Annotated in this window: 16 protein-coding genes; all 16 read right to left on the reverse strand. The window is 66.3% G+C overall.

The features are described 5' to 3' along the window. Window positions 1–4 precede the first annotated feature (4 nt). The 16 genes from urtE to WDC82_RS13290 all read right to left on the reverse strand — a co-directional run bounded on the left by urtE (window position 5) and on the right by WDC82_RS13290 (window position 18,653). Window positions 5–700: an urea ABC transporter ATP-binding subunit UrtE gene (gene urtE / locus WDC82_RS13215; RefSeq protein WP_340117806.1), complete on the reverse strand. Its 696-nt coding sequence runs from the start codon at window positions 698–700 to the stop codon at window positions 5–7. Then, complete coding sequence (gene urtD / locus WDC82_RS13220; protein WP_340117807.1) at window positions 700–1,470, reverse strand: urea ABC transporter ATP-binding protein UrtD; 771 nt, start codon at window positions 1,468–1,470, stop codon at window positions 700–702. The genes urtE and urtD overlap by 1 nt, the downstream gene beginning before the upstream one ends. 5 nt (window positions 1,471–1,475) lie before the next feature. Next, window positions 1,476–2,630, reverse strand: coding sequence for an urea ABC transporter permease subunit UrtC (gene urtC, locus WDC82_RS13225; protein ID WP_340117808.1), 1,155 nt, complete (start codon window positions 2,628–2,630; stop codon window positions 1,476–1,478). Window positions 2,631–2,634: 4 nt separating this feature from the next. After that, window positions 2,635–3,528 carry an urea ABC transporter permease subunit UrtB gene (gene urtB / locus WDC82_RS13230; protein WP_340117809.1) on the reverse strand — a complete coding sequence of 298 codons (894 nt, stop codon included), beginning with the start codon at window positions 3,526–3,528 and terminating at the stop codon, window positions 2,635–2,637. 76 nt (window positions 3,529–3,604) lie between these two features. After that, window positions 3,605–4,855 (reverse strand): transporter substrate-binding domain-containing protein, encoded by a 1,251-nt coding sequence (locus WDC82_RS13235; RefSeq protein ID WP_340117810.1) that lies wholly within the window; start codon window positions 4,853–4,855, stop codon window positions 3,605–3,607. A 367-nt stretch (window positions 4,856–5,222) separates the two neighbouring features. After that, window positions 5,223–5,831 carry an ANTAR domain-containing protein gene (locus WDC82_RS13240; RefSeq protein WP_340117811.1) on the reverse strand — a complete coding sequence of 203 codons (609 nt, stop codon included), beginning with the start codon at window positions 5,829–5,831 and terminating at the stop codon, window positions 5,223–5,225. A gap of 6 nt (window positions 5,832–5,837) precedes the next feature. After that, the gene (locus tag WDC82_RS13245) at window positions 5,838–7,025 is read right to left on the reverse strand and encodes a transporter substrate-binding domain-containing protein (RefSeq protein WP_340117812.1); all 1,188 of its coding nucleotides are present in this window, start codon (window positions 7,023–7,025) and stop codon (window positions 5,838–5,840) included. Between the two features lie 320 nt (window positions 7,026–7,345). Further along, complete coding sequence (locus WDC82_RS13250; RefSeq protein WP_340117813.1) at window positions 7,346–8,683, reverse strand: amidohydrolase family protein; 1,338 nt, start codon at window positions 8,681–8,683, stop codon at window positions 7,346–7,348. A 39-nt stretch (window positions 8,684–8,722) separates the two neighbouring features. Next, complete coding sequence (locus tag WDC82_RS13255; protein WP_340117814.1) at window positions 8,723–9,502, reverse strand: alpha/beta fold hydrolase; 780 nt, start codon at window positions 9,500–9,502, stop codon at window positions 8,723–8,725. Then, window positions 9,499–10,989, reverse strand: coding sequence for an SRPBCC family protein (locus tag WDC82_RS13260; RefSeq protein ID WP_340117815.1), 1,491 nt, complete (start codon window positions 10,987–10,989; stop codon window positions 9,499–9,501). The genes WDC82_RS13255 and WDC82_RS13260 overlap by 4 nt, the downstream gene beginning before the upstream one ends. A gap of 1 nt (window position 10,990) precedes the next feature. Continuing rightward, window positions 10,991–11,428: an SRPBCC family protein gene (locus tag WDC82_RS13265; protein WP_340117816.1), complete on the reverse strand. Its 438-nt coding sequence runs from the start codon at window positions 11,426–11,428 to the stop codon at window positions 10,991–10,993. 3 nt (window positions 11,429–11,431) lie between these two features. Then, on the reverse strand, window positions 11,432–13,495 hold the full coding sequence (locus tag WDC82_RS13270; RefSeq protein WP_340117817.1) for a flotillin domain-containing protein: 2,064 nt from the start codon (window positions 13,493–13,495) through the stop codon (window positions 11,432–11,434). Between the two features lie 13 nt (window positions 13,496–13,508). After that, the gene (locus WDC82_RS13275) at window positions 13,509–14,342 is read right to left on the reverse strand and encodes a phosphoenolpyruvate hydrolase family protein (RefSeq protein ID WP_340117818.1); all 834 of its coding nucleotides are present in this window, start codon (window positions 14,340–14,342) and stop codon (window positions 13,509–13,511) included. Then, window positions 14,329–16,611 carry an ABC transporter permease gene (locus WDC82_RS13280; RefSeq protein ID WP_340117819.1) on the reverse strand — a complete coding sequence of 761 codons (2,283 nt, stop codon included), beginning with the start codon at window positions 16,609–16,611 and terminating at the stop codon, window positions 14,329–14,331. The genes WDC82_RS13275 and WDC82_RS13280 overlap by 14 nt, the downstream gene beginning before the upstream one ends. After that, on the reverse strand, window positions 16,604–17,389 hold the full coding sequence (locus tag WDC82_RS13285; protein ID WP_340117820.1) for an ABC transporter ATP-binding protein: 786 nt from the start codon (window positions 17,387–17,389) through the stop codon (window positions 16,604–16,606). The genes WDC82_RS13280 and WDC82_RS13285 overlap by 8 nt, the downstream gene beginning before the upstream one ends. 28 nt (window positions 17,390–17,417) lie before the next feature. Continuing rightward, entirely contained in the window at window positions 17,418–18,653 is a 1,236-nt protein-coding gene (locus WDC82_RS13290) for an ABC transporter substrate-binding protein (protein WP_340117821.1), read from the reverse strand. Between the last annotated feature and the right edge of the window lie 44 nt (window positions 18,654–18,697).

Below are 18,697 nucleotides of genomic sequence, written 5' to 3' on the forward strand. Positions count from 1 at the left end.
CATCTCAGATCGTCATGTGCTTGGCGATCAGATCGTCGCTCAGCGTGGCGATCGGCCCGGCGGCGACGTTGCGGCCATTCTCGATCATCGCGAAGGCATGGGCGGCCTCGCGGGCGAAGCGCACGTTCTGTTCGACCAGGATGATGGTGAGGTTCAGGCCGCGGTTCAGACGGACGATGCAGTTCTCGATCTGCTCGACGATGTTCGGCTGGATGCCTTCGGTCGGCTCATCCATCAGCAGCACCTTCGGATGCGCCGCCAGCGCGCGGGCGATGGCGAGCTGCTGCTGCTGGCCGCCGGACAGCACGCCGCCGGGACGTTCCAGATTCTCCATCAGGTAAGGGAAGAGTTCCGGGACGATGTCCGGAATCTTACGGCCCTTGCCGTTGGCGGCGAAGCCCCCCATCAGGATGTTCTCGCGGATCGTGAAGTCCGGAATGATCTGGCGGCCCTGCGGCACGTAGCCGATGCCGGCGCGTGCCCGCTCATGGGTCAGGGTCTTGGAGATGTCCTTGCCTTCCAGGCTCAGGCTGCCGTCGGCACGGTCGGTCAGGCCCATGATGGTGCGCAGCAGCGAGGTCTTGCCGACGCCGTTGCGGCCCAGGATCGCCAGAATCTTCGCCTTGTCGGCCTGGAGCGACAGGTTGTGCAGGATGTGGCTGCGGCCGTAGAAGGAATCGACGTTGCTGAGGCTGAGCATCAGTGGATCCCTCCGCTGCCGAGATAGGCTTCCTTCACGGCGGGGTTGGTCTCGATCTCCGACATCGGCCCTTCGGCAAGCAGCTTTCCCAGGTGCATCACGGTGATCTTGCTGGCAATCTCGCGCACGAAGGCCATGTCGTGCTCGACGACCAGGATGGTATGCTTGCCCTTCAGTCGGTTGATGATCTGCGAGGTCTTCAGGGTCTCAGCCTGGGTCATGCCGGCGGTGGGCTCGTCCAGCAGGATGACGCGGGCGTCCTGGATGATCAGCATGCCCAACTCCAGCCACTGCATCTGGCCGTGCGACAGGTCGCCGGCGCGCTTGCCCAGCACGTCCTCCAGGCCGGTCAGTTCGATGACTTCTTCGATCCGCGCCTTGGCCCCGGCGGAAAGCCCCAGCCGCAGGTTCTTCAGCACGCTGGGTTCGCCGGTGCCCGCGACCTCGAAGTTCTGCGCCACGGTCAGCTCGCGGAAGATGCTGGGGATCTGGAACTTGCGGCCGACTCCGGCACGGGCGATCTGGTGCTCTTCCCAGTTCGTGATGTTCTTGTCGTAGAGATAGACCGAGCCGCTGGTGGAGCGCGTCCGCCCGCTGATCAGGTCCATCAGGGTCGTCTTGCCGGCGCCGTTGGCGCCCAGCAGAACGCGCAGTTCGCCGTCGTTGACGATCATGGTGAAGCCGTCGACGGCCTTGAAGCCGCCGAAGTCGACGCCGAGCGCGTCGACGGTCAGGGCGGCGCCGCGGCCTTGGTTGGGGGTCGTGTCCATGGCCGTCACTCCCCGGCTTCCGAAGCGGCTATGCCGGGCTTGGCGGCGGTCTTGCCGCCGCGTCGGCTTTCGAAGAAGCCGACGATGTCCTGCGACAGGCCGGCCAGGCCGCGCGGCAGGAACAGCACCACCAGGACGAACAGCAGGCCGATGATCGCCTTCCAGGCTTCCTTCAGCATCTCGCTCTCGCTGACGGTCGCTTCGATCGTGTTGATCAGGATGGCGCCGATGCAGGCGCCCAGCAGGGAGCTGCGCCCGCCGACCGCGGCCCAGACCACCATGGAGATCGAGAAGGCGAGATCCATGAAGGTCGGCGAGGCGAACTCGGCGGAGAGCACGTAGAGCAGCCCCGCGAAGCCGGCAATGCCCGCCGAGACCGTGAAGAAGAACACCTGGTAGGCGGCGACGCTATAGCCTAGGTAGCGGGCGCGGTTGGCGTCGTCGCGGGTCGACTGCAGGATCAGGCCGGCGCGGGTGGCGACCAGCCAGCGCGCGGCCAGCAGCACGACGATCAGCGAGCCCGCGATCAGGTAATAGGTCTCGACCAGGTAGGGATCGAACTCGAAGCCGTTGATGGTGAGCCAGCCCAGGTCGGTCAGGCCGTTGAAGCCGTTGGTTAGCGGCTGGGCGTCGATGATCAGCAGGCGCACCAGCAGCACCAGCGCCAGGGTGATGATCGCCACGTAGACGCCGGAGATGCGCAGGCGGAAGATCGCGCTGCCGACCAGGTAGGCGACGACCGTTGGGATGATCACCGCCATGACCAGGCCGAACCACTGCGCCTGGAAGGGAATCCACAGGAAGGACGCCTGGCTGATGCAGCAGAGGTCGGTGACCGCGCCGGGCTCGGCGTTCCACAGCATGAAGTCGGGCACCGGCGTGTCGGAGCCTTGCTGCAGCGAGGTGTAGGACTGCAGCTTCAGCGACATGGCGACCATGTAGGCGCCCAGGCCGAAGAACAGGCCCTGGCCCAGGTTCAGAATGCCGGCGTAACCCCAGGACAGCGAGATGGCGATGCCCAGCATGCCGTAGACGAGATACTTGCCGATGCGGTTCAGCCAGAAGGCGTCCATGAACGCCGGCATGGCCAGGACGACGACGATGAAGAGTCCGTAGGCGGCGATTTCCAGCAGGCGCCGGTGATTGAGAGTCGCGGTCATCGCTTCAGCGCCCCTTGAAGGAGAACAGGCCCTGCGGGCGCCACATGATGATCAGGATCACCAGGCCGAAGACGATGGCGCGGGCCAGGATGTCGTTTGTCCAGGTGGCGAAGAGGCCGTTCACCTGGCCGAGGAAACCGGAGGCGGCGACGGTGCCGAGCAGGCTGCCGACGCCGCCGACCACGACGACCAGGAAGCCGTCGACGACCAGCGAGGAGCCCATGTCGGGGGCGACTGTCTTGAAACCGGCCATCATGACGCCGGCGACGCCGGCCAGGCCCGAGCCGTAGGCGAAGGTGTAGGCGGAGACGCGTTTCACGTCGATGCCGCAGGCGGCGGCCATCTGCGGGTTGCGCATGATGGCGCGCACCTGAATGCCCAGGCTGGTGCGGTACAGCAGGAACCAGGTCACGACGGTCAGGGCGATGGTCAGCAGGATGATGAAGCTGCGGTAGGGCTGCACGGTGAAGTCGCCGATCATCCAGGCCTGATTCAAGAAGGCGGGAATGGCGAGGTTCTGCAGGCCGGGTCCGAGGCCTTCGATGTGGATGTCGAAGAAGCTGAGGCCGAACTCCAGGCGAATCATCTGCTGCAGCAAAATGGCGATGCCCCAGGTTGCCAGCAGCGTGTCCAGCATGCGGCCGTAGAGGTGGCGGATCACCAGGCGCTCGATCAGCAGGCCGAGGCCGCCGGCGACGATGAAGGCAAGCGGTAGGGCGACCAGCAGGTTCACGCCCAGATAGATGCCGGCCATCACCGCAGTGTAGGCGCCTACCATGACCAGTTCGCCGTGCGCCATGTTGATGACGCCCATGGCGCCGTAGGTGATGGTCAGGCCGAGGCCGATGAGCAGCAGGATGGATGCCAGCGACAGCCCGATGAAGATGACGTCAGCCATAGCCCGAGAAGACTCCCTGGTTCTGCGGGAAGGGTGGGAAGGGGCGGCCGTGCACCGCCCCTTCGCCGCTACGCGGTCAAAGCTTCGAGGTGTCGAGGCCCTTTGCGGTGCAGAACAGGTTATCCGCCGTCTCGCCGTAAGCGACGTAGGGCAGCGGCTTTACCGGCGCGGCATACTCGTCGATGATGCTGCCCTGGCCGTCGGCGCCCCACTGGGCGATGCGCGGCGTCAGGAAGGTGTGCAGGTTCTCCGGTTCTACCGTGACGGTACCGTTCGGCGCCTCGAAGACCTGGCCCTTCACGCCCTCGCGGATCGCTTCCGGCGTCGCCTCGCCGGCCTTTTCCAGGGCCTGCTTCCACAGGTAGACCTGGAAGTAGCTGCTCTCCAGAGCGTGGTGGGTTACCGCCTTGGGATCGTTTACGTACTTGCGGTAACGCTCGACGAAGGCCTGGTTGCGGTCGGTGGCGATGGCCTGGAAGTAGGGGAACGAGGTGTAGCTGCCGACGGCGAACTCGGCACCCATGGCGGCGATCTCGATTTCCGAGGTGACCGTGGCGCAGATCGGCAGCTTGTCGTGGGTCAGGCCCTGGTTCTTGTACTCGCGATAGAAGGCGACAACCGAGTCGCCGACTACGTTGGACAGCACCACGTCGCAGCCGCTGTCCTTGATCTTCTTGACCATGGCGCCCCACTCGGAGTGGCCGAGTTCCAGGTACTCGTCGGCGATCCACTCGCCGCCGTTCTGCTCGATCAGGATCTTGGAGACCTTGGCCATCTCGCGCGGATAGATGTAGTTCGATCCGACGATGAAGAACTTCTTCTTGCCCAGGTTCTTGATGATCCAGGGGATGAAGTTGGAGAGCTGCTGGTTCGGAACGGCGCCGGTGTAGACGACGTTCTTGGAGCACTCGAAGCCTTCGTAGTAGGTCGGATAGAAGTAGAGATTGCGGCGCTTCTCGAACACCGGCAGCACCGCCTTGCGGCTGGCCGAGGTGTAGGAACCGAAGACGGTGGGCACTCGGTCCTGGATGACCAGCTTGGAGGCCTTTTCGTTGTAGGTCTTGGGATCCGACGCGCCGTCCTCGACGATCGGCTTGATCATCATGCCGTTCACGCCGCCTTCGGCGTTGATCTCGTCGATCGCCATCTTGGTGGCATCGGCGAGCGACTTCTCGACGATCGAGAGGCCGCCGGTCAGCGAGAACAGCACGCCGACTTCCACGGCGTCCGCGGCCTGCGCGGCGCGGGTGAAGAAGTAGGGCGCGGCAAGACCGGCGGCACCGGCGGCGGCCGAGGTCTTCAGAAGCTTGCGACGAGTGATAATCATGGTCCCTGTCTCCGAAATCTTGATTGTTTGCCTGGCACAGGACCCGCCGTTCTCCCCAACGACCCCGAGCAAAGGGTGGTAGGTGGTAGAGAGGGTGCGTTTCGCGGTTCGGAGCCGAAGCTCCGCTGTCGAAAGCCGTGGGGAAGCCGGAAGCTGTGCCTGGTGGTCCGGCGGCGTCAGTGCCAGGTGGAGCCGGGCGGGCCCGGCTGGACGGTGCGGCTGTCTAGGGCAGCCGCGTCAACGCGTGCCGCGGAGCAACGATGATCCGCCCACAAAAAAACCCACGTCGCCGCCGCTTCTCGCGGGTGGCTCGGTGGGCTGTCATTGCCTCGCGCTGGTCAACGTCTTTGTTGCAGCGCAAGATGATCTAATCATCCTTCACTCGGAAACTCAATAGCTCATTTGCATGGATGATCGCCGCGGCGATCTGTTCCATGGAAACACGCTTTGCCATTGCCTGTGCGCGAATGGACTTGTAGGCCTGCTGTTCCGTCAGGGCCTGGGTTTCCATCAGGATCGACTTCGCCTTGGCGATGCGTTTCTGCCCGGCGATCTTGCCTTCCAGCTTGGCGATGCGATCCTGCTGACGTTGCTGGCGCAGCCAGATGTTGCGGCTGATCACCAGGTTAGTCAGCAGACCGAAGGGCCGCACCGGCTTGCCGATGACCGCCAAAGATTCGCTTTCCAGAACGAGCTGCAGCGTCGCCGGGTTTTCATAGTCGACCACGGCGATGACCGCCGGCTTCGGGTCCGGCGCGCGGCGCAGCAGCTTGGTGATGCGTTCGTGCAGGTCGCGGTCGATGGTGGTGAAAAGAATGTCCACCGAGGGCGGCAGTTCGGCGGGGGCGGGCCAGCGCGGCTCCACCTTGCAGCCGATGCGTTTCAGATGTTCGACCAGGGACTCGCCGTCGGAGTCCGGCGGGTGGATGACCACCACGCTGAGGTCGCGCAGATCTTTGAGGAAGGATCCGGACATCTGTGCTCAGCCGCCGTTCCCCACGATGGACGTGGATTTCGTATCGGGACTGCGCCCGGCGGCCCAGGTTTCGTCCTCCGGCGTGATCAGGTAGGGGTCCGGTTTGATCGGCACGGCGCTCTCCTCCACCACGTCGAACTGGCCGCTGGCGGCGACGCGTCCGATGCGCGGCCAGAGGTAGGTGTGGTTGTTCTCGCGGTCGATACGCACCGGTCCCTGGGGCGCCACATAGAGGCAGCCGGGCAGGGCCTCCTTCACGTCGGGAATGGCGGCGCTGCCGGCGCGCTCCACCGCGCGGGCGAAGAGATGGACCTGGAAGTAGGCGGCCTCGGTACAGCTCGACATCGGCGCGTCCGGGCCGAATTTCGCCTGGTAGGCGGCGACAAAGCGTTCGTTTTCGGGCGAACGGATGGATTGGAAATAGGGCGCCGAGGTGTAGTGACCCTCCGCCGCCTCGGCGCCGATGGCGGCGACCTCCGGCTCGCAGGTGGTCAGGCTGCCGATCGGCATGACGGCCGGGTCGAAGCCTGCCTTGCGGTAGGCGCGGTAAAAGGCTGCCGTCGCCTCGCCCACCACGGTCGAGATGATGACCGAGGGATTGCACTTGCGGATGTCGGCGATGATCGGCGCGATGTCCTCTTCGCCGGCGCTCAGCGGGATGTAGCGCTCTTCCAGAACCTTGCCGCCGTGGCTGGAGATGTAGTCGCGGATGATGCGGTTGGACTCGTAGGGGAACACATAGTTGGACCCGATCAGGTAAAAGCGCTCTCCGTAGTTCTGCATCAGGTAGCGGGCGAGGCCGATGGAGTTCTGATTCGGCGCAGCGCCGGAATAGATGCAGTTGGCCGAAAACTCGAAGCCTTCGTAGAGGGTCGGATAGAACAGCAGGCCGCCGCGCTGCTCGACCACGGGCAGCACCGCCTTTCGGGTGGAGGACATGTAGCAGCCGAAGATCACCTCGACTCCGTCGTTTCCCAGCAGGTCCTCGGCCAGGCGGCGGAACTTGCGCGGGTCGGAGGCGGGATCATAGACGACCGCTTCCAGCGAGCGCCCCAGGACGCCGCCGGCCGCGTTCAACTCTTCCAGCGCCAGTTCCACGGCGCGGCGCTGGGTCCGCTCCACCAGCGCGGTCACCCCAGTCTCTGAAAACAGAACGCCGACCCGGATGGGCGGCGCAGCGGACGAACCTGACATCAAACGCTCCTCGTCAGACTGCAAACAAATTTGGGTGCATAAAAAAGCAGACCTGCAATCTTATGGCGACCCAAGACGAGAAACGCGACCCTCTTCTCTACGGTGACGATGCTATCCCGAAGATTTCACCCTGTGCAATCCGATAAGGGAGGGTTCCTCTGGCAACATGTAATGATCAGGGGCTCTGGGGGCGCAGGGGTTCCAGCCGAGTTATCTCTTCCTGGCACTTCGGAGAAGTCCTTTGCTGTTCCGCGCAAAGTCTGCTTTGGGGGAACATCTGCTCTTGGGCGAGTATTCGTCGCCCGGCGGCCGCGCCCCGCTCACGCCGTCAGACGCAGTCCCTCCGCCATGCCGTTTGGCGCTTTGTGGAACTTGCCGTCCTTCATGATGGCGATGAGTCGGCTCTTGTCTTGCAGAACGCGGACATCGCTGGCCGGGTCGCCGTCGACCAGCAGTAGATCGGCGAGGTAGCCCTCGCGGATCAGGCCCAGTTCGTCGCCCATCTCCATGATCTGCCCGCCATAAGCGGTGGCCGCGCGGATCGCCTCCATGGGGGAGAAGCCGAGCAGGTCGACGAAGTATTCCAGGTCCTTGGCGTTGGTGCCCATGGGCGTCCAGGCGAAGCCATAGTCGCCACCGGCGAGCACGCGGATGCCGCGACGGTGCATTTTCTTCATGGTCTCCACCGCGTTTTCCAGTTCGCGCTCGTAGGCGATGGTGATCGGCGTGCCCGGTTTGATGCCGTAGTCGCCGGCGTTGCGCGCGGTGTTGATCAGCCAGGCGAGCCCAGGCGCGACGAAATGCTTCTCCTTGTTGGCTTCCAGCATGTCGAGCGCCTCGTCGTCGCAGAAGGACGCGTGGTAGATGAAGTCGATGCCGTGACGCACACACTGCTTGATGGAGTCCGAGGAACGGGCGTGAGCGGCCAGCTTCTTGTTGCGACAGCGCGCCTCGCGCACCGCCATGGCAACCTCTTCCTCTGACATCGGCGTCTCCTCCGCGCCCATGCCGGTGATCTCTTCGCCGGAGAGGTTCAGCTTGATGGTGTCGACCCCGTACTTAATGAGTTCGCGCACCTTGCGTCTGATCTCCTCGGGACCGGAGACCACGATGCCCAAGTTCATGCCCTCGTGCGGAATGTGCGGCGGCGCGGTATCACCCAGACCCCCGACGGTGGTGATCTCCGGTCCGGCGGCGGTGTAGCGCGGGCCGGGGATGCGCCCGGCGTTGATGGCATCGCGCACCACGACATCCAGGCGCGGCTTGGCGGCGGCGGCGCCGCGCCCAGCGGTGAAGCCGGCGTCGATCATCACCTTGGCCATCTCGATGGTGGAGAGCATGTGCTCCTCGACCGGCATCATCTGGATCGGCGCGATGCCCGGTGCGTTGTTCCAGCTGAGATGCAGGTGGGCGTCAACCAGGCCGGGCATGAGGGTGGCGCCGCGCCCGTCGATGCGGCGCTGACCGGTGGCGCCCCAACTGAAGCCGCCGTTGCCCTGGCGGCTGACACGTTTGATGCGGTTTCCCTCGACGGTCACCTCGCCGGCGTAAGGCGCTTCCCCGGTGGCATCCAGGATGCGCACGTTGGTGAAGGTGATCTCGTTCTCACCCCCGGCGGTGCGGCTGCCGCCCCAACCGGAAAATCCGTTGTCCGACATCGTCAGATCCTCCCTTTTCCCCCGGGTGGGTTCGCCGGGTCATTGCGTCGTTTCCTTCAGGCAGCCGTCCAGCAGCCGCAGCGCCGCTGCCGGCGCCTCCATGGTCATCCAGTGGCCGCAGTCCGGCAGGACCTCAACTCGTGCGCGGCCGAGGAGCGAACCCAGGCGCCGCGCCATTTCCGGCGGTGCCACCGGGTCTTCGGCGCCGGTCGCCAGCAGTGTCGGGCAGGCGATGGCGGTGTGGTCGGCGGGTTTCGCCTCTGCCAGCGCTTCGCAGTGAGCGGCGTAGCCGGCGGGATCCTGACGCAGCAGGCTCTCCCGCACGAAGGCGACGGCAGCCGGGTTGTTCCGCTGCGTGGCCGCGGAAAGGCTGGCACGCGAAACCGCATCGGCAATGCCGGCCATGCCGTCACGCCGGGCGGCCGCCGCGCGCTCCTTAAGGCCGCTGCGGGCGGCCTCGGGCGGCTCCAGGATCGGGCCGTAGAGGGTCAGCCCGCTGACCAGCTTCGGCTCCGCCGCGGCAAGGTACTGGCAGATCAGTGTGCCCATGGAGTGGCCCACCAGATGCGCCGCGGTAACGCCGCAGGCGCGCAGCAGGTCGCGCAGGGCCTGGCAGAGACCCGTAAGGCCCGGCGTGCCGGGTTTCAGTGCCGAGCGGCCGGCGCCCGGCAGGTCGGGGCGGATCACGCGGCGATCGCCAAGCGCCGGCATCAGCGGCTGGAAGGTGTTCGAACTGCCGCCCAGGCCGTGCACCATAACGACGGCAGGACCTTCTCCCGCGACCTCCGCCACCAGGCTGCCGAGTCGAAAGTCCGTCACGGTGTCTTTTCCTTCGGGATCAGGATGGTGGCGCCCAAGGTGCGGCGGCCTTCGAGGGCGCGGTGCGCCTCCGCCGCCTCGGCGAGCGGAAAGCGCTGGCCGATCTCGGCGGAAATGACGCCGCGCTCGAGGGCCTGGAACAGGCGCGCCGTAATCGCCGCCACCTTTTCCGGCGAGTCGGTGTAGTGGCCGAAGTTGGGTCGCGACAGCGTTGCCGAGTTCGACGCCAGGGCACCGATGTCCCGGCTGCCGATGTCGCCTGAGGCCTGGCCAAAGCTGACCAGGTGGCCGCAGTTGGCGAGGGCGTGCAGGGAATGGTCGAAGGTATCGCGGCCGACGGCATCGTAGATCACGTCGGCGCCGCGCCCGCCGGTCAGCCGCTTGACCTGCGCCTCCAGGCTCTCGGCGCCGGGCACGATGACATCCTTGGCGCCGGCCCTGCGCGCCGCCTCGGCCTTCTGCGGCGAAGAGGTCGCGCCGATGACTCGGGCGCCCAGGTGGGAGGCCCACTGACACAGCAGCCGGCCCACGCCGCCGGCCGGCGCATAGACCAGGACCGTCTCGCCGGCTTTCACCGGGTGGACGCGGTGCAGCAGGAACTCCGCCGACATGCCTTTCAGCAGGATCGCCGCGGCGACCTCGTCGCTGACGCTGTCGGGCAGCGGCACAAGCAGGTCCGCCTTCATGGTGCGCAAGGTCGTATAGGCGCCGACCGGCGGGCAGGCATAGGCGACGCGCTGGCCGGCACGAAGGTGGGGCACGCCGGGGCCGACGTCGACGATCACGCCGGCGGCTTCCATGCCCGGCACGCCCGGCGGCTCCAGCAGCTTGAAGTAGCCGCTGCGGCAGTAGACGTCGATGAAGTTCACGCCGATCGCGGTGTGGCGCAGGCGCACTTCGCCGGGGCCAGGGCGCAGCGCTTCGATCTGCGCGAGCTGCAGTTCGTCCGGCCCGCCGTGGCGCGCGACGACGATAGCTTGCCCGGTCATCGCGCCAGATGTCGAGACCGCGCGTGCAATCGCCGGGCGTGGGGTCGCAGCAGGGGCCGCCCGCCGCTCGACCAGCGCGCGGATCGCAGAGAAGCCGGCCTCGTAGACGCCTTCGGCGACGAGTTGGGCGAGTTCGCGCTCGCGGCCTGCCGGCGGGCGGAAGCGCGAGGTCCAGCTCCAGAAGGTGCGATTGCCGTCGGTGACGGGCTTCAAGGCCACTTCGGCGACGTAGTCGTTCAGCGGCACGTCGCTCTCGACGATGGTGTAGCGCAGGCGGTGGTCGCGGTCGGAAAGGCTGAGCAGCTGTTCGCGCACCCGCTCGCCGCCGGTGAGGCGGAAGTCGCGCACACAGCCGACCTGGTCGGTGCGGCGGCCGTCCTCCAGTCGGCTGGTGGTTACCGCCGGGTGCCAGCTGTCGTGGCCGTTGAAGTCGCGCAGCACTTCCCAGACCGCCGCCAGCGGGGCATCGATCACGGTGGAGCGCTGAACCCGGACCACGTCAGCCGCCGAACTGCTGTTTCAGGGCCGCGAAGCCGCCCTGGAAGACATTGCCGCCGATGTCAGCGGTCAGCTCCGCTTCGCGCTCCGGCGGGCAGTCGAAGCTGGCCGACCATTCGGCGAAGGTGCGGTCGCCATCGGTGACCGGGGTCAGCTTCAGGGTGGCGACGTAGTTCTCCACGCCCATCGGCGACTCAAGGATCGCATAGGTGCAGGAGAGGTCGTAGTCGGAGAGCGCCAGCAGTTTTTCCCGGATGAAGCCGCCGTCCTTCAGGCGGAAGGCCCTGACGCAGCCCACCTGGTCGGCGGGAGCCCCGGCCTCGATGCGGCTCTCGGCGATCAGCGGGTGCCAGTCCGGCAGCCCGTTGAAGTCACGGATGCGCGCCCAGATGCGCCCGACCGGCGCGGCGATGACGGAAGAGGTATAGACCTCCGCCACGGCCTAGCTGTCCTTCTTGCTCTTCTTGGCCTCGGCTTCCTTCGCCAGGCTCTGGGCATCGCGTGCCGAGCGGAAGATGTCGCCCATGCGCGACACGCCGGCGTTCTCGACCCCGATCTCTTTCATCATCTCGTCGATCAGCGGCGCCTGCGCGCGATAGCGCAGGGCGCTCTCTATCACCTCGTCGGTCGGCGAGCGATGGCCACCATTCCCTCCGTTGCCCGCCAGACCTTCGACGTGGAGAATCTTGATGCCCTCTATTTTCTCCATCGGCCGTACGCTCTCGCGCACGATGCCTTCCAGGCGGTCGATCATCTTGCCGCGCAGCAGCGCATGGCGCGCATCGGCGCTCAGCACGTTCTCGGCCTCGTTCCTCAAGCGCTGGGCCTCCGCAGCGGCGGCGGCAGTGATCCGATCTGCTTCAGCGGCGGTCTTCGCGGTATCGGCGTTCTTGGCGGCGATCAGGCGGTCGATGGCGGCCAAGCGCTCAGCCACTTCGGTCTCGCGCAGGGTCGTGACCTTCTCCGCGGCGACCGCGGCCTTGGCGCGCGCGGCCTCGGTGGCGACTCGGGCGTCGGCCTCCTCGACCTGCTTTTCCAGCAGCGCGATCTGGCGTTCCATCTCGGCCAGTTCCAGGGCCTGGCTGCGCTCGATCTCCAGGCGCTTCAAGTCACGCTCCTGCAGGATGCGCGCCTCGTCGAGGCCGCGTTCCGAGGCGATGCGGGCACGTTCGATCTCCTCGCGGGCGGAGATCTCAGCCTCCTCGATCGATTGGCGCTGGGCGATCTGCTGCGAGCGCTGCAGGCGGTCGCGTTCGATACGGGCCTTGTTCAGCACCTGCTCTTGCGCCACGCGGGCCGATTCGATGGACTGCTGGGCGCCGATGCGCGCAGTTTCCACCTGCTGGCCGCGCGCCGCTTCGCGCACCTCGGTCTCTTCCTCGGCGGCGATGCGCGCCTCGCGCAGTTGTCGTTCGGAGACGATGCGCGCCCGCTCGACGTCTTCGCTGGCAGAGATCTCAGCTGTCTCGCTGGCATGACGCTGGGCGATCTGGGCATCGCGCAGGGCTTTCTCGCGCTCGATGCGGGCCTTCTCCAGGGCCAGTTCCTGGGCGATGCGCGACTGTTCGATGTCTTGCTGCGCTTTGATCTCGGCGCTTTCCAGGTTGCGCCGCCGGGCGATTTCCAGCTCCCGTGTCTCCTGCTCTGTGGTAATGCGGGCGCGGGCGGCCTCGGCCTCCCGGGTCGCCTGGTCACGCACGATCTCGGTACGCTGGGCTGCGCGCAGGGCCTCGATCTCGCGCTCCTGGGCCAGGCGCGCGCTTTCGCTTTCGCGCTCCAGGTTCAGGGTTTCCTTCTCCGCTTCCAGGTTCCGGCTGCGGATCGCTACCATGGAGCTCTGCTCGATGTCGTTGCGCGCCTTGCGCCGCGTCTCGATGGCCTCGATCAGCTGGGTCAGGCCTTCGGCGTCGAAGCGGTTGGCCGGATTGAAGAACTCCAGGTCGGTCTGGTCCAGGTCGGTGATGGCGACGGATTCCAACTCCAGGCCGTTGCGCGCCAGGGCGTCGGCGGCACGCGCCTCGACGGCGGAGACGTAGTCGCCGCGCTTTTCGTGCATCTCGTCCAGGGTCATCTCGGCGGCGACTGAACGCAGGGCGCCGACGAACTTGCCGGAGAGGAGATCGGCAAGGCCCTCGGTGTCCATGGTGCGGCGGCCCAGGGTCGACGCGGCGGCGGCGACGGCCTCCGGCTTCTGTGCCACGCGCACGAAGAACTCCGCCTCGATGTCGACGCGCATGCGGTCTCGCGTGATCACCGCCTGTTCGCGTGCGCGCCCCACCGGGATACGCAGCACGTTCATGTTGACCGGTGTGACCTCGTGGACGATCGGCAGCACCAGGGCGCCGCCGTTGATCACCACGGTCTCGCCGCCGAACCCGGTCCGCACGAAGGAGACTTCCTTCGTCGAACGGTGATAGAGCCAGTTCAGCAGGTAGACCACCACCGCGATGCCGATGATCGCGACAATGAGCCACAGAATGATGGCTCCAATGAGTCCGCTTGTCATTGTTCTTCTCCCTTCAGCGACCGGCGATGGCCTTGAAGGCCCTGGTTTGCTCGGTCAGTGCCACTTCTGTCGGCAGGCGCTCCATGGAGGAAGCGCCGTAGAACCCGTGACAGATCTTGGTGTTCTTCATCACGTAGGTTGCGTCGTCCGGCATGGAGACGGGGCCACCGTGCACCAGCACGATGATCTCCGGGTTGATCTTCAGCGCGGCTTCGGCCCAGGCATCGACCAGCGCCGGGCAGTCTTCCAGCTTCAGCGACGTTTCGGCGCCGATGGAGCCGCCGGTGGTCAGCCCCATGTGGCAGACCACGATGTCGGCGCCGGCCTTGGCCATGGCGGCGGCGTCCTCAGGCGAGAAGACATAAGGTGTGGTCAGCAGATCCTTCTCGTGCGCCAAGCGGATCAAGTCGACTTCCATGCCGTAGGACATGCCGGTCTCTTCGAGGTTCGCCCGGAAGGTGCCGTCGATAAGTCCCACCGTGGGAAAGTTCTGCACGCCGGAAAAGCCGACCGCCTTCACCTGATCGAGGAAGCTGTCGAACATGCAGAAGGGATCCGTGCCGTTGACCCCAGCCAGCACCGGTGTGTTGCGTGTGACCGGCAGCACCTCGCGCGCCATCTCCATGACGATCTCATTGGCATTGCCGTAGGCCAGAAGGCCGGACAGCGAACCGCGCCCCGCCATGCGGTAGCGCCCGGAGTTGTAGATCACGATGAGATCGATGCCGCCGGCCTCCTCGCACTTGGCGGAAAGGCCGGTGCCGGCGCCGCCGCCGATGATCGGCGTGCCACGGCGTTTCATGTCCTGGAATTTCTCCAGCAGGTCTTTCCGCTCAAAGCGCGGCATGTCTGTCTCTTCCTCGCGTGCTCTCGATTTCCATAAGGGCGGCGACGGCGGCTTCGGCGAAAGCCGGGTCGTTCACGTGGTGCGGCAAGCGCAGCAGGCGCCGGTTCGGCGTCTCGTTGAAGATTCGTGCGATGGCGTCGAACAGCGCGCGGTCCGCGGCGGGGTCGTGGAACGGCTGGCCCGGGACATCGAGCGCAGAGACGCCACCTTCGGGCAGCAGAAAGCGCACCGGCCCCTCCATGCGGTTCAGGCGTCCGGCGATCCATTCGCCCATGCGCGCGTTTTCCTCCGCAGTGGTGCGCATCAGCGTCACCTGCGGGTTGTGCTCGACAAAGGTCCGGTTCCGGTACTTCTCCGGCACGCTGTCGCGCGGCCCGAAGTTCACCATGTCGAGGGCGCCGACCGAACCGACGTAGGGAATGCGCGTGCGGATGAAGGCGCCGAAGCGGTCCTCGTCGGCGGCGAAGACGCCGCCCATCATCATGTCGCAGATCTCTGTGGTGGTGAGGTCGATGGCGGCGCTCAGCAGGCCGCTGTCGGCCAGCTTCTCCATCGAGCGCCCGCCGACCCCGGTGGCATGGAACACCAGGCAGTCGTAGCGGTCCTCAAGCTTTGCCACGATCTGCTGCACTGCGGTGGTGGTGACGCCGAACATGGTGAGACCCAGCCCCGGCTTGTCACTCTCGCTACCGCGGATGTGGCGGGCCTGTTTCACCATGCCGGCGAGTGCAGCGGCGCCATTGGCCAGCACCTCGCGGGAGATGCGGTTGAGGCCCTGAACGTCGGTGACCGAGTACATCATCATGATGTCGGACGGTCCGACGTACTGGCCGACGTTGCCGGAAGCGACGGTGGAGATCATCACTTTGGGCAGTCCGATGGGCAGGCGGCGCATGGCCGGCGTCACCAGGGCGGTGCCGCCGGAACCCGCGGCGGAGATGATGCCGCCGATGCCGCGCTGGCGGACGATCCAGTTCTCGAAGGCTCCCGCCATGGCACGCACCGAGGCGCCGCGGTCGCCGCTGAAGACGCTTCCCGCGCCGCCGCGGTGATAGGCGGCGACGACATGGGGCGGCACGTCGGCGGAGGAAGGCTTGCCGGAGGTCGAGAGATCAACCGTCCGCACCTTGATGCGCTGTTCGGCCAGGCGGTCGCGGAGGTAGAGCAGCTCGGCGCGCTTGGTGTCGAAGGTGCCGGCGACCAGGACCTCGTCGCCGCGTAGCGCGTCGGGTAGCGTTGCCGGCGTGCTGAGCGCGGTCTCGCTGTAGAGCGGGGCCGGGCGCTGGTCGAAGGGCCGCGCCGGGCTCTCAGCGGCGGAAGATGCCTGTCGCTGGCCCGGGTCGGACTCGCGCCAGGCCGCGCTGGACCAGCGCGTCGGCGGCACGTAGACCACCTTGCGGCGCGGCTCCTGCGGCACCTTGGCTGAGTCCGCCGGCGCTTCCTCGGCCGGGGTTGCCACCGCCTCGTCTTCGTCGTTCCGCGCGAGAGAGGGTTCTGCGGCGGGTTCAGGCGCCATTGCGAGGTCTTCGTGGGAATGCCGCCCGACACCGAGGAGACGTTCCTGCAGGTTACGGTCCGCTGCCAGCTGGCGTGCGGGCATGACCCGCGTGATGCGACCGTTGACCATGATGGCCACGTCCTCGGCGATGGCGGTCGCTACGGCGATGTTCTGTTCGATGAGCAGGATGGCGACGTCGCCTTCTCCGGCCAGCGTCGCCAGCAGTTCCTCCACCTGGCGCACCACCACCGGGGCGAGCCCCTCGGTCGGCTCGTCCAGCACCAGTAACTGCGGGTCCTGCAGCAGCGCGCGGGCGATTGCCAGCATCTGCTGCTCACCGCCGGAAAGCTGCGCACCGCCGTTGCCGCGCCGCTCGGCCAGCCGTGGGAAAGTCTCGTAGACCCGCTCGATGCTCCAGGCGCCGCCCCGCGTGTCGGCCAGCCGCAGGTGCTCGTTCACCGTCAGGGACGGCCACAGTCGGCGCCCCTGGGGCGTATAGCCGATGCCGCGGGCGGCAATCTGGTGCGGCGCGCGGCCGGTGATTTCTTCGCCGTCGAAGCGGATCGAGCCGCCGGCCACCGGAACCAGACCCATGATGGCATTGCATAGCGTCGTCTTGCCCATGCCGTTGCGTCCGACGACGGCATGGACCCCGCGCTCCAGCGTCAGGTCGACACCCTGCAGCGCGTGCGACTGGCCGTAGTAGACGTGCAGGCCACGGACCTGCAGCACGGCCGAGTTGTTCTGGCGGCTGTTGCGGCGCTCAGGCATGGCCGTGGCCCAGGTAGAGCTGCTGCACTTCCGGATCGCTTTCGATCTCGGCCGGCGTGCCCTCCTTGAAGACGCGGCCGTTGTGCATCATCGTCACGCTCTCCGCGACGCGCAGCGCGACGTCCATGTCGTGCTCGATGATGATGAAGCCCATGTGCGGCGGCAGCGATTGCAGGATCTCGATCAAGTCGCGCCGCTCGCTGGGCGACAGGCCCGCCGCCGGTTCGTCGAACAGAATGAGGCGCGGCGCGCCGGCCAGCGCAAGGGCAATCTCCAATTGCCGCTGTTGCCCGTGGCTGAGTTCGGCAACGAGCTGGTCGCGCACATCTTCCAGGTGCACGGCCTGGATCAGAGTCTCGGCGGCCTCCATGAAGGCGTCTTCGCGGCGCGGGCGGCGCAATGAGAAGCGCCCGCGGCTGACGCCGCGGCAGGCCAGGTAGATGTTGTCGATGACGCTCAGCCCGCCGAAGAGCTGCGAAATCTGATAGGTGCGCCGCAGGCCGCGACGGACTCTCTCGTGGGTCGCCAGATCGGTGACGTCTTCGCCGAATAAGCGCACGCGCCCGGTGGTCGGCGGAAAGTCGCCGGTGATGGCATTGAACAGCGTTGTTTTGCCGGCGCCGTTCGAGCCGAGAACAGCACGCCGCTCCCCCGCCTGCACGGCGAGATTGATGTCTGCCAGGGCCACCAAGGCGCCAAAGTGGCGGCTGACGGCCTCGAGTTCCAGCGCGAAACGGCCGGTGCTCTGCAGGCGGGAGAGGGCGTCGCTGTCGGACAAGGTCAGATCACTCCTTAGTGCGCTGGTCCTATTCGCACTTCGGGTTTTCGCGGCTGACCGCGCCGTACTTCAGGAACTCGTCGTAGGAAACGCCGAGGGTCTGATCGACCTGAGGAATGACCTTGATGGTCTTATTGACCAGGTTGCCTTCCGGCCCTTCGATGACCTCCGTCAGGAAGATGTCCGCCACCGCATTGCGGCGCGGATCGAGGCTGACCATGCCGGTCGGCGTTTCGAAGGAGAGGTTCGTGAGTGCTTCGCGGAAGGCCTTGCCGCCGTCGGAGAGATCGCCGTTGACCTCGTTGAGCGCCAGCAGTGCCGCCTTGGTATTGACATAGTAGGCATGCGCGAACAGCGAGGGCGAGGGGAAACCGTCGGGGAACTGGGCCTTGTAAGCCGCGACGAACTCGTTCCAGTTGGCGTTGTCCCAGGTATCGGAGATCGGGCCGGCCGAAGGCGTGCCGATCACGAAGTCGCGGGTGCGGCCCTTGGAGCCGAGCACCGTCTGGTCAACCGTGATCGAGCCGCCGATCAGCGGCAGGTCGCCACCGGCCTGCTCGTACTGGGTCAAGAAGTTCACCGCGTCGGCCCCGCCGAGGGCGACATAGATGGCATCGACATCATCAGGCAGCGCGGCGATGACCGAGGAGTAGTCCTTGTTGCCGATCGGTACCCAGAAGCGGGCGTCGACCGGGGCCTCACCGCCCAGGCGGCAGAACGGCTCGAGGAACCCGAAGACCTGCGTGTAGGGGAAGGAATAGTCCTCCGCCAGCACGGCCAGCTTGCGATAGCCTTTTTCGTTGTAGACGTACTCGCCGAGGCCGGCCATCCACTGGGCGCCATCCGTGTTGAAGCGGAAGAAGTTCTCCGCCGGCTCGCGCAGGGTGGTGTCTTGGGCGGCGGAGGAGCCATTCAGGAAGGTGACGTCCGGCTGGGTCTTGGCGTAGTCCTTCACCGCCAGGCCTTCCGAGCCCGACAGCGGGCCGATCAGCACCTGCACGCCGTCCTGCTCCACCAGCTTACGGGTGGCGCGGATTGCGCTGTCCGGCGATGCGTCGGAGGAGCCGGTGACCAGTTCGATCTTCTTGCCGCCGGCGGTGTAGTCGAATTCTTCCAGCGCCAGTTTCACGCCGCGCATGGAATCCTCGCCCAGCACGGTGAAGGCGCCTTCCAAGGTGGCCAGTGCCCCCATCTTGATGCTGTCCTGCGCCGCGGCCGGACCGGCCAGCCCCGCGGCAACGACAGCGGCAATTACGGTTCTCACTCCACTTTGCATTACTTCCTCCCATGGTTTCTTGATTCTACCGG

Origin of the sequence: Pelagibius sp. 7325 (assembly GCF_037652055.1) — a bacterium.
GTDB lineage: Bacteria > Pseudomonadota > Alphaproteobacteria > Kiloniellales > Kiloniellaceae > Pelagibius.

Coding starts and splice junctions, on each gene's coding strand:
- urtE (WP_340117806.1), bottom strand. CDS start 700: ATGCTCAGCCTCAGCAACGTCGATTCCTTCTACGGCCGCAGCCACATC.
- urtD (WP_340117807.1), bottom strand. CDS start 1,470: ATGGACACGACCCCCAACCAAGGCCGCGGCGCCGCCCTGACCGTCGAC.
- urtC (WP_340117808.1), bottom strand. CDS start 2,630: ATGACCGCGACTCTCAATCACCGGCGCCTGCTGGAAATCGCCGCCTAC.
- urtB (WP_340117809.1), bottom strand. CDS start 3,528: ATGGCTGACGTCATCTTCATCGGGCTGTCGCTGGCATCCATCCTGCTG.
- WDC82_RS13235 (WP_340117810.1), bottom strand. CDS start 4,855: ATGATTATCACTCGTCGCAAGCTTCTGAAGACCTCGGCCGCCGCCGGT.
- WDC82_RS13240 (WP_340117811.1), bottom strand. CDS start 5,831: ATGTCCGGATCCTTCCTCAAAGATCTGCGCGACCTCAGCGTGGTGGTC.
- WDC82_RS13245 (WP_340117812.1), bottom strand. CDS start 7,025: ATGTCAGGTTCGTCCGCTGCGCCGCCCATCCGGGTCGGCGTTCTGTTT.
- WDC82_RS13250 (WP_340117813.1), bottom strand. CDS start 8,683: ATGTCGGACAACGGATTTTCCGGTTGGGGCGGCAGCCGCACCGCCGGG.
- WDC82_RS13270 (WP_340117817.1), bottom strand. CDS start 13,495: ATGACAAGCGGACTCATTGGAGCCATCATTCTGTGGCTCATTGTCGCG.
- WDC82_RS13275 (WP_340117818.1), bottom strand. CDS start 14,342: ATGCCGCGCTTTGAGCGGAAAGACCTGCTGGAGAAATTCCAGGACATG.
- WDC82_RS13280 (WP_340117819.1), bottom strand. CDS start 16,611: ATGCCTGAGCGCCGCAACAGCCGCCAGAACAACTCGGCCGTGCTGCAG.